The 12,598-nt window shown below is 45.6% G+C and carries 12 protein-coding genes, 1 pseudogene and 1 riboswitch; of the genes and pseudogenes, 9 read left to right on the forward strand and 4 right to left on the reverse strand.

Annotated elements, in window-relative coordinates:
* Positions 1 to 115: 115 nt before the first annotated feature.
* Genes PS053_RS10665 through dsbI form a run of 3 tightly spaced genes read left to right on the forward strand, consistent with a single transcriptional unit; the run spans position 116 to position 3,287 of the window.
* Positions 116 to 1,912 carry an aryl-sulfate sulfotransferase gene (locus PS053_RS10665; RefSeq protein ID WP_000498158.1) on the forward strand — a complete coding sequence of 599 codons (1,797 nt, stop codon included), beginning with the start codon at positions 116 to 118 and terminating at the stop codon, positions 1,910 to 1,912.
* 16 nt (positions 1,913 to 1,928) lie between these two features.
* Positions 1,929 to 2,597 carry a thiol:disulfide interchange protein DsbA/DsbL gene (locus PS053_RS10670; protein WP_000045426.1) on the forward strand — a complete coding sequence of 223 codons (669 nt, stop codon included), beginning with the start codon at positions 1,929 to 1,931 and terminating at the stop codon, positions 2,595 to 2,597.
* A gap of 15 nt (positions 2,598 to 2,612) precedes the next feature.
* Positions 2,613 to 3,287 carry a protein-disulfide oxidoreductase DsbI gene (dsbI, locus tag PS053_RS10675; RefSeq protein WP_000874114.1) on the forward strand — a complete coding sequence of 225 codons (675 nt, stop codon included), beginning with the start codon at positions 2,613 to 2,615 and terminating at the stop codon, positions 3,285 to 3,287.
* 45 nt (positions 3,288 to 3,332) lie between these two features.
* On the opposite strand, the gene ygiD is transcribed toward dsbI, so the two are convergent.
* Complete coding sequence (gene ygiD / locus PS053_RS10680; protein ID WP_010339056.1) at positions 3,333 to 4,121, reverse strand: 4,5-DOPA-extradiol-dioxygenase; 789 nt, start codon at positions 4,119 to 4,121, stop codon at positions 3,333 to 3,335.
* A 142-nt stretch (positions 4,122 to 4,263) separates the two neighbouring features.
* Here ygiD and zupT point away from each other — a divergent pair, with 142 nt between their 5' ends.
* On the forward strand, positions 4,264 to 5,037 hold the full coding sequence (zupT, locus tag PS053_RS10685) for a zinc transporter ZupT (protein ID WP_000115865.1): 774 nt from the start codon (positions 4,264 to 4,266) through the stop codon (positions 5,035 to 5,037).
* Positions 5,038 to 5,094: 57 nt separating this feature from the next.
* On the opposite strand, the gene yqiD is transcribed toward zupT, so the two are convergent.
* A complete protein-coding gene (gene yqiD / locus PS053_RS10690) occupies positions 5,095 to 5,265 on the reverse strand; it encodes a protein YqiD (protein ID WP_000275977.1) in 171 nt (56 codons plus the stop codon).
* A 590-nt stretch (positions 5,266 to 5,855) separates the two neighbouring features.
* Here yqiD and PS053_RS10695 point away from each other — a divergent pair.
* The 4 genes and pseudogenes from PS053_RS10695 to PS053_RS10710 all read left to right on the forward strand — a co-directional run bounded on the left by PS053_RS10695 (position 5,856) and on the right by PS053_RS10710 (position 10,830).
* Entirely contained in the window at positions 5,856 to 6,419 is a 564-nt protein-coding gene (locus PS053_RS10695) for a fimbrial-like protein (protein WP_044712660.1), read from the forward strand.
* Between the two features lie 86 nt (positions 6,420 to 6,505).
* A pseudogene (locus PS053_RS10700) lies at positions 6,506 to 9,028 on the forward strand (fimbria/pilus outer membrane usher protein).
* A 15-nt stretch (positions 9,029 to 9,043) separates the two neighbouring features.
* Positions 9,044 to 9,784: a fimbrial biogenesis chaperone gene (locus PS053_RS10705; RefSeq protein ID WP_052583080.1), complete on the forward strand. Its 741-nt coding sequence runs from the start codon at positions 9,044 to 9,046 to the stop codon at positions 9,782 to 9,784.
* Positions 9,781 to 10,830, forward strand: coding sequence for a pilus assembly protein (locus tag PS053_RS10710; RefSeq protein WP_059218147.1), 1,050 nt, complete (start codon positions 9,781 to 9,783; stop codon positions 10,828 to 10,830). Before PS053_RS10705 ends, PS053_RS10710 begins: the two co-directional genes overlap by 4 nt.
* A gap of 45 nt (positions 10,831 to 10,875) precedes the next feature.
* On the opposite strand, the gene ribB is transcribed toward PS053_RS10710, so the two are convergent.
* Entirely contained in the window at positions 10,876 to 11,529 is a 654-nt protein-coding gene (gene ribB / locus PS053_RS10715; protein WP_001077007.1) for a 3,4-dihydroxy-2-butanone-4-phosphate synthase, read from the reverse strand.
* Positions 11,530 to 11,632: 103 nt separating this feature from the next.
* Positions 11,633 to 11,781: riboswitch (FMN riboswitch) on the reverse strand.
* A 121-nt stretch (positions 11,782 to 11,902) separates the two neighbouring features.
* Here ribB and ubiK point away from each other — a divergent pair.
* Positions 11,903 to 12,190 (forward strand): ubiquinone biosynthesis accessory factor UbiK, encoded by a 288-nt coding sequence (ubiK, locus tag PS053_RS10720; RefSeq protein WP_000566822.1) that lies wholly within the window; start codon positions 11,903 to 11,905, stop codon positions 12,188 to 12,190.
* A gap of 28 nt (positions 12,191 to 12,218) precedes the next feature.
* Here ubiK and glgS read toward each other — a convergent pair whose 3' ends face one another.
* Complete coding sequence (gene glgS, locus PS053_RS10725; protein ID WP_000350094.1) at positions 12,219 to 12,419, reverse strand: cell surface composition regulator GlgS; 201 nt, start codon at positions 12,417 to 12,419, stop codon at positions 12,219 to 12,221.
* Positions 12,420 to 12,598: the final 179 nt, after the last annotated feature.

A 12,598-nucleotide genomic window follows, 5' to 3' on the forward strand; every position in this document is an offset into this window, starting at 1 on the left:
CCTTTTCTGACGAATAAATGGCCCTATCTTATTCACCTAACAAATTATTAAGCGTCATCTTAACAGTAGATATTTATCAGTATTATATATTTTATTTATATAAGGAGATATATCCATGTTTGTTTCATATAGAAAAACGCTGGTTGCAGGGGCTGTGGCATTAACTCTGGGGTTCTCTGTCAGCAACGTCATGGCGGCAGGTTTTAAACCCGCGCCTCCTGCCGGGCAATTAGGCTCCATTGTTGTCGATCCTTACGGTAATGCACCGCTGACGGCAGTCGTGAATTTAGATAGTCACGTGATTTCTGACGTTAAAGTAACGGTTCACGGTAAGGGCGAAAAAGGTGTGCCTATTACTTATAAAGTGGGCCAGGAATCACTGAAAACTTACGACGGCGTACCAATTTTTGGTCTTTATCAGAAATTCGCCAACAAAGTGACGGTCGAATGGAAAGAAAACGGTAAAGCCATGAAGGATGATTACGTTGTGCAGACGTCATCCATCGTAAACCAATATATGGATAACCGCTCCATCTCCGATCTACAGCAGACCAAAGTCATTAAAGTCGCTCCCGGTTTTGAAGATCGCCTTTATCTGGTTAATACCCATACATTTACCGCGCAAGGTTCCGATCTCCACTGGCATGGCGAGAAAGATAAAAACGCCGGTATCCTTGATGCCGGTCCAGCGACTGGAGCGCTGGCTTTTGATATCGCGCCCTTTACCTTTATTGTCGATACCGAAGGAGAATACCGCTGGTGGCTGGATCAAGACACCTTCTATGACGGTCGTGACCGCAATATTAACAAACGTGGTTATCTGATGGGTATCCGTGAAACGCCACGCGGTACCTTTACTGCAGTTCAAGGCCAGCACTGGTACGAATTCGACATGTTAGGCCAGGTACTGGAAGATCATAAATTGCCGCGCGGATTCGCCGATGCGACCCATGAATCTATCGAGACGCCAAAAGGAACGGTGTTACTACGCGTAGGTAAGAGTAATTATCGCCGTGATGACGGTGTCCATGTCACCACTATTCGTGATCATATCCTCGAAGTGGATAAATCTGGTCGCGTTATTGATGTATGGGATCTAACGAAGATCCTCGATCCGAAACGTGATGCTCTTCTGGGCGCGCTGGATGCGGGCGCCGTTTGCGTTAACGTTGACCTTGCTCATGCCGGACAACAAGCAAAACTGGAACCGGATACTCCGTTTGGCGATGCATTAGGCGTCGGTCCAGGCCGTAACTGGGCGCATGTCAACTCCATCGCCTATGATGCAAAAGATGATTCGATCATTATCTCTTCTCGCCATCAGGGTGTATTTAAAATCGGCCGTGACAAACAGGTGAAATGGATCCTCGCTCCGTCCAAAGGATGGCAAAAACCACTGGCCAGTAAACTCCTGAAACCCGTTGACGCTAATGGCAAACCAATTAGCTGTAACGAAAATGGCGTATGTGAAAACTCTGATTTCGACTTTACCTACACGCAGCATACCGCCTGGCTTTCCAGCAAAGGGACGCTCACCATTTTTGATAACGGCGATGGTCGACATCTGGAACAACCTGCATTACCAACCATGAAATACTCTCGCTATGTGGAATATAAAATAGACGAGAAAAAAGGCACAGTTCAGCAAGTCTGGGAATACGGAAAAGAGCGCGGCTACGATTTCTATAGCCCAATTACCTCCATCATTGAATATCAGGCCGATCGTAACACCATGTTTGGCTTCGGTGGTTCTATTCATTTGTTCGATGTCGGCCAGCCGACCGTCGGTAAGTTGAACGAAATCGATTACAAAACCAAAGAAGTGAAAGTGGAAATCGACGTGTTATCTGATAAACCCAACCAGACTCACTATCGCGCGCTGTTAGTTCGTCCACAAGAGATGTTCAAATAATTAAGAGGGAACAAGAATGTCAAAGTCAGGAATTACATCACTATTTAAAAGCGTACTATTAACAGCGACATTGGCTATTTCATTTACCGCCAGTGCATTCACTGAAGGCACTGATTATATGGTGCTGGAAAAACCTATTCCTAACGCGGATAAGACGCTGATTAAAGTTTTCAGTTATGCCTGCCCGTTCTGCTATAAATACGATAAAGCAGTTACCGGCCCGGTATCGGAAAAAGTGAAAGATGTCGTCGCTTTCACGCCTTTTCATCTGGAAACCAAAGGTGAATACGGCAAACAAGCGAGCGAAGTCTTTGCAGTATTAATCAACAAAGATAACGCGGCTGGTATTTCTCTGTTTGATGCAAACTCGCAGTTCAAAAAAGCCAAATTTGCCTATTACGCTGCTTATCACGACAAAAAAGAGCGCTGGTCTGATGGTAAAGATCCGGCTGCTTTTATCAAAACGGGTCTGGATGCTGCCGGGATGAGCCAGGCAGATTTTGAAACAGCACTCAAAGAACCTGCGGTGCAAGAAACACTGGAAAAATGGAAAGCAGCCTATGATGTCGCAAAAATTCAGGGCGTTCCGGCGTATGTTGTTAATGGCAAGTACTTGATTTACACCAAGAACATTAAATCCATTGACTCTATGGCAGAGCTTATCCATGAATTAGCGAGCAAGTAAACAGGGAGTCAGGCTATGGCTTTCATCAAGGGGATGTGGAAAAACCTTCGCTCTTCACCAGTGGAGACGCTGGTAAGATGGCAAGAGCAGCGCTTTTTGTGGTTGCTGATGGCCGTAGCGATGGGTGCACTGATTATCCTGGCGCACTCTTTCTTCCAAATCTATCTCTACATGGCCCCATGTGAACAGTGCGTTTACATCCGTTTCGCCATGTTCGTGATGGTTATTGGAGGATTGATTGCGGCGATCAACCCGAAAAACATCGTCATGAAGTTGATCGGATGCGTTATGGCATTTTACGGCAGCATTATGGGACTCAGATTTTCGTTCAAACTGAACGATATCCACCATGCCGTACATAACCCGGATCCCGATTCATTGTTTGGTGTGCAGGGCTGCTCGACCGATCCAACGTTCCCCTTCAACTTACCGTTGGCACAGTGGGCGCCGGAGTGGTTCAAACCTACTGGCGATTGCGGCTACGATGCACCTATCGTTCCCGATGGCGTCTCGCTCAGCAGCACTCAACAGTGGTTTGTGGACCTGTATCAACAATCTGAAGGCTGGTATCTGCTGCCGCCGTGGCATTTTATGAACATGGCGCAAGCGTGTATGTTGGCTTTTGGAATGTGTCTGGTGCTGCTGGTCATTATGAGTGGCGCATGGGCGCTTAAAATCGTCAAAGGGTAACTCAGCAATACCCGAGGCCAGTCATTCTGGCTTCGGGTTATTTTATTAGCCTATCTGCACCGACAGCATACTTAAACTCCCCATCTCAATGCCATCAACAGGGACTGTTATCGATTCCCGGCCATTCCATGCCCCTAAAATATAAAGCAGCGGCAGAAAATGTTCTGGCGTCGGATTCGACAAAGCGCCCCCATCATGGTCAAGATAATTGATTAATGGATGCTGCTCTATCGGGCCTTGCCACGCCAGATTAGCTTTCACATATTCATTGAACGACATCGCCCACGGATATGGCGAACTATCGCCATGCCATTTGACTGTGCGCAGATTGTGCACAACGTTGCCGCTGGCGATCAACATGATTCCTTCGTCGCGCAACGCCGCCAGTTTACGCCCCATCTCAAAATGCCAGGCCGCAGGTTTGGTGCTATCGATACTCAACTGCACCATTGGAATATCTGCGTCTGGATACATCTTAATCAGCACGCCCCAGGAACCGTGATCAAAACCCCAGGCTTCTTTATCAAGCGTCACTGGAACAGGAGCTAACAGTTCGACCAGTCGCTGCGCCAGTGCAGGCGATCCGGGAGCAGGGTAATGAGTGTCATAAAGCGCCTGAGGAAAGCCGCCAAAGTCATGAATAGTAGGCGGTGCTTCCATCGCAGTAACCCCCATACCTCGGGTAAACCAGTGCGCGGAAACCACGACAATCGCTTTCGGACGTGGCAATGTCATCCCCAACGTCTGCCAGCTACGGGTATACAGATTATCTTCCAGCACATTCATCGGGCTACCGTGACCTAAAAACAATGCTGGCATACGTATTGAAGACATGATGATATCCTTAACTAAAGGTGTCATTTTGATATCCTCACAATACGCTTGTTCGACGGAGTAAGAACCCGGATAACAATGATGATCATCATCAGTTATTTTGAAGATCTGCCTGAAGGCGAAGGTTTATAAGGAGTTGTCGATGTCAGTACCTCTCATTCTGACCATACTGGCGGGGGCAGCCACATTTATTGGCGCGTTTCTCGGCGTTCTTGGGCAAAAACCCTCGAACAGATTACTGGCGTTTTCGCTGGGGTTTGCGGCGGGAATTATGCTACTTATCTCGTTGATGGAAATGCTCCCCGCCGCATTAGCCGCCGAAGGAATGTCACCGGTATTGGGGTATGGGATGTTTATCTTCGGTCTGCTGGGCTATTTTGGTCTGGACCGTATGTTACCCCATGCCCATCCACAAGATTTAATGCAAAAATCGGTGCAACCGTTGCCAAAATCGATCAAACGCACCGCTATTTTATTGACCCTGGGCATCAGCCTGCATAACTTCCCGGAAGGGATCGCCACCTTTGTGACGGCAAGCAGCAACCTGGAGCTGGGCTTTGGCATCGCTCTGGCCGTCGCATTACACAATATTCCTGAAGGTCTGGCGGTGGCGGGTCCAGTTTACGCGGCAACGGGCTCGAAACGAACGGCGATTCTGTGGGCGGGTATTTCTGGGCTGGCGGAAATTCTCGGCGGCATTCTGGCGTGGTTGATCCTCGGCAGCATGATATCACCAGTCGTTATGGCAGCAATTATGGCGGCAGTCGCCGGAATTATGGTCGCGCTTTCTGTCGACGAATTAATGCCGCTGGCCAAAGAGATCGATCCCAATAATAACCCCAGCTACGGCGTACTGTGCGGGATGTCTGTAATGGGCTTCAGCCTGGTGCTGCTACAAACGGCGGGAATCGGCTGAAAACAACGCCAGATGTTGTCCAGCATATGGACAACATCTGCTGGCTTCACTAAAGTCCTATTTCAATTTTTCTGCTGTCTCTTCTCTCGCACTGTTTAAGTATTTGTTCCGCGCCTCCAGCAGAGCGTCTCTGTCCTGGCGAAACGCCCGACAATAACGTTTCAAATGCAGAAAATATCCCACCACAACCAGAGCAATCAATACAATCCAGTACCAGGAAATATACATCCTTTTAACCTTCTCATTAACATTCCCAACGTTGTGATATTACAAAAAATATCCACGCCATTCGATATATTCATATAACCACAAAATATCCAAAGATGTATATGATTTTGATCATACAATCAAACAAAGCTAAATCTTAGCTACACACCTAATATAATTGAGATATTTATAAAAATATTAACATCAGAATTAATCATGCACGTGGAAATAGAATATATAAAGCAGTTAAAGAATATCATTCTGCGGATTATGGCGGCCTGAATAAACTCGTCTATTTATCGTTCCTGGCTTTTTTGCAAAAAAAAATGAACAGCACAAAAGGTATAGCAAAAATCTTTTTTTGAATATTATATCCAAAAATCAATAATTACAGCGAATAGATTTGCTTAATAGCACCACAAAATGATGTTTTTACGAGCAAACTTATTCACCAACAATATTTTTTAAGTTTCCCTAAAAATTAAATTTAGTAAATATAACAAGCTGAAAATCATTTCAGCATGTTATGTTTGTAAACAGGGAAACATAGACACAAAATATATGTTATCCCATGCATACTTACAATATTTAATTTAGCAAAGGTTATATTCATGTCTAAAAAAATGCTCCTGTCTGTTGTTGCAACTGCACTATTATCAGGCGTTGCTTTTAATGTACTGGCAGACGACCCTAATCAGGGCTCCGGTAAAATCACTTTCAAGGGTGAAGTTATCGATGCGCCATGCTCAATTGCCCCTGGTGATGAAGATCAGACCATTAACCTCGGTGAAGTGGCTAATAAAGTATTAAACAATGGACAAAAATCTTTACCTGTTGATGTTACCGTTCATTTACAGGATTGTATTCTGTCTGATGGTGCTAACACCGTTGATAAGGTAAAAATCACCTTCAGTTCTGCCAGTGTCGACGCAAATGATTCCAGCCTCCTGAAAAACACTCTCGAAGGCAACATCGGTGGCGCGACCAACGTAGGCGTGCGTCTGGTGAAATCTGACAACACCAATGTCACTTTGGGTACGCCTATCGTTATCAACTTCCCGACAACGAACGCTTATCAGGAGCTGAATTTCAAAGCTCGCATGGAGTCACCAACGAAGACAGCAACAACAGGCAACGTCCAGGCACAAGCAAACTACGTTCTCGATTACAAATAATCGTCATTTAGTCAAAACATAACGCCAGGTAGTAAAGCCGATTAAATATTATCGGCCAATTCGGTTTTTTTAAAAAATGGATTTTTATGAAACATAAAAACACGTTTAACCGGGATAGTTTATCCCTTTCAATTAAAAATGCCCTTTCTGGCGTTATATATTCACTATTATTAGTTCTACCAACGCAAGCAGTTGAATTTAACGTTGATATGATTGACGTCGAAGATCGTGGGAATATCGATATTTCCCGTTTTGAGAAAAAAGGTTATATCACACCGGGGAAATATCTCGTTCGGGTGCAAATAAATAAAAATATGCTGCCTCAAGCGTCAATGCTGGAGTGGGTAAAAGCTGATACTGAAAGTGGCTCATTACTTTGCCTGACCAAAGAACATTTAACCAGCTTTGGCCTGAGTATGGACTTTATTTCATCACTGCAAACACCTGCTGGCACTGAATGCCTCGATTTAAGTCAAAAAAATGAGTTAATAACTCGCCTCGATAAATCCACCATGGTGTTATCGCTCAGCGTTCCACAAGCCTGGTTAAAATATCAGGCAAAAAACTGGACGCCTCCTGAATTCTGGGACGAAGGCATCGCTGGACTCATTCTCGATTACAATCTGTATGCCAGTCAGTATGCTCCCCATCACGGAGATAGCACCCAGAACATCAGTTCTTACGGTACATTAGGGTTTAACCTCGGCGCATGGCGGTTACGAAGCGATTATCAATATAACCAGAATTTTGCCGATGGCCGTTCTGTAAATCACGACAGCGAACTGGCACGTACATATTTGTATCGTCCAATTCCCGCATGGTCGTCAAAATTCACCACAGGGCAATATGATCTCAGCTCTAATCTCTACGATACCTTCCATTTTACTGGTGCATCCTTAGAAAGTGACGAAACGATGTTGCCGCCAGACTTACAGGGCTACGCCCCGCAAATTACGGGTATTACGCAAACTAACGCCAAAGTCACAGTGGCGCAAAATGGTCGTATACTTTACCAAACCACCGTCGCACCGGGTCCATTTACCATTTCAGATTTAGGCCAGTCATTTCAGGGGCAGCTGGATGTCACGGTAGAAGAGGAGGATGGTCGCACTAATACTTTTCAAGTCGGTACAGCCTCGATCCCTTATTTAACGCGTAAAGGGCAAATACGCTATAAAACGTCATTGGGGAAACCAACGTCTGTCGGACATAACGATATCAACAACCCCTTCTTCTGGACGGCTGAAGCCTCATGGGGTTGGTTGAATAATGTGTCGCTCTATGGCGGGGGCATGTTCACAGCGGACGATTATCAAGCTGTGACCATGGGTATTGGCTTTAACCTTAATCAATTGGGTTCGCTCTCTTTCGATGTCACCGGAGCTGAAGCCTCGCTGCAGCAACAAAATAGTGACAATCTACGCGGATACAGCTACCGATTTAACTATGCAAAACATTTCGAATCAACAGGTAGCCAGATTACCTTTGCCGGTTATCGCTTCTCTGATAAAGATTACGTCTCAATGAGCGAATATCTCTCCTCACGCAATGGTGATGAATCAATCGATAACGAAAAAGAAAGCTATGTTATTTCTCTGAACCAATACTTCGATGCGCTGGAATTAAACTCTTACCTCAACGTAACACGCGACACTTATTGGGATCGAAAAAGTAATACCAACTACTCACTCTCTGTGAGTAAAAACTTTGATATTGGCGATTTTAGAGGAATATCCGCATCACTGGCGATAAGCCGAATTCATTGGGATGATGACAAAGAGAATCAGTATTACTTCTCTTTCTCCCTGCCATTACAGCAAAGCCGAAATATTTCCTACAGTATGCAACGCACTGGGGGCAGCAATACCTCGCAGATGGTCTCCTGGTATGACTCATCAGATCGCAACAATATCTGGAATATTTCTGCTTCAGCAACGGACGATAATATCCGCGACGGTGAGCCGACACTTCGCGGCAGCTACCAACACTATTCACCCTGGGGTCGCATGAATATTAACGGTAGCGTGCAGCCAAATCAGTATAACTCGGTCACTGCGGGTTGGTATGGTTCACTAACGGCTACACGTCACGGCGTTGCGCTTCACGATTATAGCTATGGCGATAACGCTCGTATGATGGTTGATACCAACGGTATCGCTGGCGTTGAAATAAATTCGAACCGTACTGTCACCAACGGGATGGGCGTGGCTGTTGTACCTTCTTTATCGAACTACACCACAGCCATGCTACGCGTAAACAATAACGATTTGCCAGAAGGCGTTGATGTTGAAAATTCCGTTATTAGCACCACTCTCACCCAGGGGGCGATTGGTTACGCGAAACTGAATGCGACTACGGGTTATCAAATCGTTGGCATAATCCGTATGGAAAATGGCCACTTCCCTCCACTGGGGATCAGCGTTACAGATAAAACCTCCGGTAAAGATGTGGGGTTGGTTGCAGAAGATGGCTTCGTGTACCTCAGCGGTATTCAAGAAAACAGTACCCTGCGTTTAACCTAGGGTAACACCACCTGTGAAGTTACGCCGCCTAATCAGAGCAACATCAGCGAAAGCGCCATTATTTTACCTTGTAAAATGGTCAATTAATTCAGGATGAATATGATGAAATCGCCATTAATCGTAACAGGAATGATTTGTTTGTTGAGTATAAGTCATTTTGCTCAGGCAACCGTCTCTCCTGATAGAACTCGCATTATATTTAATGCGTCGAATAAAAGTGCTACGGTTCGCCTGATCAATCAAAGCAAAACCGAACCCTATCTTGCGCAATCCTGGATTGAAGATGCCAGCGGTAAAAAAACGCGTGATTATATTTCGACACTACCGCCGATGGAACGAATTGAACCAGACGAACAGGTGCAAATTCGTCTGATGGCGCTGGCATCGCTTAGCAACTTACCGCAGGACCGAGAAACGTTGTTCTATTTTAACGTACGAGAAATACCACCGCGTGCAAAAGAACAGAACGTAATGCAAATAGCGATGCAGAGTCGCCTGAAACTGTTCTGGAGACCAAAAGCAATTGAGTTAAAAGACGGTGAGATAGTCCCCGTGCATAAAATGACGGTAACCCGAACAACTGCGGGATTGACACTGAACAATCCCACGCCTTACCACATCACTGTCGGTTATATCGGTACTAACGGTAAAACGTTAATGCCTGGAGCAGACAGTATTATGGTCGCACCGTTTGCCTCTGCGACATCTCATCTGAGTAACCTGCCAGCCACTTTTCTGGTAGGGTTTGTTGGCGATTATGGCGGGCTGGAGATGTTTAAAGTGGAATGTAACTCCATCCAGTCTCTCTGCCAAAGCACACCCGCCAGGAAGGGGAAAATATGATTAAGTTGTTTCGACTACTGGCAATTCTGTGCCTTTTTTTTAACATTTCGGCTTATGCCGTAGATTGCTATCAGAACAATCATGGCGGTAATACCAGAATTATAGGTGAATTAGCGGCCTTTAGAATTCCAGAAAATGCCCAACCAAATCAAAAAATTTGGGAAAGTGGCGATATCAACGTTACGGTTTATTGTGACAATGCGCCAGGCTGGACTCAGGGTAATCCGACAGAAGATGTTTATGCCTGGATTAAGATGCCCGCAATAAATAGTGCTGACGTTTTAAACAACCCCTACCTGACATTCGGTGTAACCTATAACGGTGTTGACTATGAAAACAGCGATGTAGGAATTGATACGTTTGCCTGTCTGGATAAATATGAGCAACTTTATTCCGGTATCTATCACGACCCTGTTTGTAACGGCACAACATTACAAAAAAATGTCACGTTTAACGCTCGCTTTCGCGTATATGTGAAATTCAAATCACGCCCCACGACAGATCAGACATGGAATTTTGGCGATGTAAATGTACTACAATTTGACGGCGAAGGCGGCGCTAATCTGTCATCTGGAGCCCAAAACTTGCGTTATGTTATTACAGGATTAAATAATATCTCATTCCTTGATTGCAGCGTTGATGTGCGTATATCCCCAGAGAGCCAAATCGTAAACTTTGGACAAATCGCGGCCAACACCATCGCCACCTTCCCGCCCAAAGCAGCATTTAGCGTCTCCACTATTAAAGATGTCGCCGCCGATTGTAGCGAGCAATTTGATGTATCGACCAGTTTCTATACTACAGATACATTATATGATGAAAAACACCTGGAAATGGGTAATGGTCTGTTGATGCGTATTACCGATCAAAAAACGCAAGAAGACATCATATTTAACCAGTATAAGCTCTTCACAACCTATATTCCTGGTCAGGGTAACGTAATGGCAACGCGTGACTACCAGGCTGAATTATCACAAAAACCTGGAGAAAGCCTTAATTACGGTCCTTTTCAAAAAGACCTTATTGTAAAAGTTAACTATAACTAAACAGCAAAATGCCGGATAAACTCCGGCATTTTTGATTTTACGCTATCAGCTAGCTTTACGCTCATGCGCCTGACGATACGCCACCAAATCTTCGATGGTGACTAGCGCCATATTGTGTTTATTGGCGAACTTGATGCACTCTGGCGCGCGAGCCATAGTGCCATCATCATTAGTCAGTTCACACAGCACACCTGCAGGTTTAAACCCAGCCAGCGTCATCAGATCAATGGTGGCTTCCGTATGACCGCCACGTGTCAGTACGCCGCCCGCCTGCGCACGCAGTGGGAAAACGTGACCCGGACGATTCAAATCTGATGGTTTTGCACCATCGGCAATCGCCGCGCGAACGGTCGTAATACGGTCAGCAGCAGAAACACCGGTCGTCACACCTTCTGCCGCTTCAATGGTCACGGTGAAACCAGTGCCGTAGGCGCTGGTGTTATTTTCCACCATCATCGGCAGATCAAGTTGTTTACGACGATCTTCGGTGATACACAGGCAAACAATACCGCTGCCGTGGCGGATGGTCAGCGCCATCTGCTCTACAGTCATCGTTTCTGCCGGGAAGATCATATCGCCTTCATTTTCACGGTCTTCATCATCAAGCACCATTACACCGCGTCCTTCACGCAGTGCAACCAGCGCGTTTTCAACGCGTTCGAAAGGCGTACCAAAAGAGGAAAGTAGCGTCTGATTCATGGTAAAAAAACCTCACTAAAATTATGGTTACCAGAATCAGGGCAGTCTTAGGAGTGGCGGCATGCAGCCAAAATAACGTGAGCGGGTCCATGCCCGGCAGAATCGTTACTCTCTCCCATCCGGACTTTAACCGTCGGCCCCGGAATTACACCGGATCTGCTGTCCTCTGAGTTCACACTCAAAGCGCTCGCGGGCTTTCAACTGTGTTGATTTACCGCCGGTGGGGAATTTCGCCCCGCCCTGAGAATAAGCGGATTCACTATAACGCTAATGATTAGCGGCGGCAACGCATAGGTTCACATAATTCTGGTTTATGCCTTAGCCTTATCGCACTACAATGGCATCCAACACCTATCAGTACAGGGAAACAACAATGATTGACCCGAAAAAGATTGAACAAATTGCTCGCCAGATTCACGAATCAATGCCAAAAGGAATCAGGGAGTTCGGGGAAGATGTGGAGAAAAAAATCCGCCAGACCCTACAAGCACAACTGACACGCCTCGATTTGGTAAGCCGCGAAGAGTTCGATGTGCAGACACAAGTCCTGTTGCGGACTCGTGAGAAACTGGCGTTACTGGAACAACGCCTCAGTGAACTGGAAGCACGCAGCATCCCGGTAGCAGAAGAACAGACTCCACCGGTTGATAAGTCTGAATAAACAAAAACGGGCCAAATGGCCCGTAATATCAATGTTCTAATTCCAGTTCTCTGGTCTGCATCATCTGTTGGCAATACCAGGTATAGCGGGCGCAAAACCAGGTTCGATGTTCTTCATCCATGTTACCGGTGATGGCCAGAATATCGACCGGACGGCCTTCTGCATGCATTCTGGCAAAACTACGTGCCAGAAAATCAAAATTATTTAATGAATTAAGACTATGGTCCATAAGCACATCCTCCGGTTATCACATACCTTGTAAGGTCATATGCTTTTTCTGATTTCAGTATTCCCCATTCAGTGTAGCGGCTTTAAACATAACGTGCGTAAATATATTGTCTCGGATCACATTTTTTATCGAAAAATAAAAAGAACATTAGAACTCTTTTCCTTTTAAAACTTAGTCAA

The organism is Escherichia albertii (genome assembly GCF_028622335.1).
Taxonomy (GTDB): domain Bacteria; phylum Pseudomonadota; class Gammaproteobacteria; order Enterobacterales; family Enterobacteriaceae; genus Escherichia; species Escherichia albertii.

Excerpts from the sequence above, each read along its gene's own strand:
- zupT (WP_000115865.1), top strand. The coding sequence starts at position 4,264 with ATGTCAGTACCTCTCATTCTGACCATACTGGCGGGGGCAGCCACATTT.
- PS053_RS10710 (WP_059218147.1), top strand. The coding sequence starts at position 9,781 with ATGATTAAGTTGTTTCGACTACTGGCAATTCTGTGCCTTTTTTTTAAC.
- ygiD (WP_010339056.1), bottom strand. The coding sequence starts at position 4,121 with ATGTCTTCAATACGTATGCCAGCATTGTTTTTAGGTCACGGTAGCCCG.
- ubiK (WP_000566822.1), top strand. The coding sequence starts at position 11,903 with ATGATTGACCCGAAAAAGATTGAACAAATTGCTCGCCAGATTCACGAA.
- ribB (WP_001077007.1), bottom strand. The coding sequence starts at position 11,529 with ATGAATCAGACGCTACTTTCCTCTTTTGGTACGCCTTTCGAACGCGTT.
- yqiD (WP_000275977.1), bottom strand. The coding sequence starts at position 5,265 with ATGTATATTTCCTGGTACTGGATTGTATTGATTGCTCTGGTTGTGGTG.
- PS053_RS10695 (WP_044712660.1), top strand. The coding sequence starts at position 5,856 with ATGTCTAAAAAAATGCTCCTGTCTGTTGTTGCAACTGCACTATTATCA.
- PS053_RS10705 (WP_052583080.1), top strand. The coding sequence starts at position 9,044 with ATGAAATCGCCATTAATCGTAACAGGAATGATTTGTTTGTTGAGTATA.
- glgS (WP_000350094.1), bottom strand. The coding sequence starts at position 12,419 with ATGGACCATAGTCTTAATTCATTAAATAATTTTGATTTTCTGGCACGT.
- dsbI (WP_000874114.1), top strand. The coding sequence starts at position 2,613 with ATGGCTTTCATCAAGGGGATGTGGAAAAACCTTCGCTCTTCACCAGTG.
- PS053_RS10670 (WP_000045426.1), top strand. The coding sequence starts at position 1,929 with ATGTCAAAGTCAGGAATTACATCACTATTTAAAAGCGTACTATTAACA.
- PS053_RS10665 (WP_000498158.1), top strand. The coding sequence starts at position 116 with ATGTTTGTTTCATATAGAAAAACGCTGGTTGCAGGGGCTGTGGCATTA.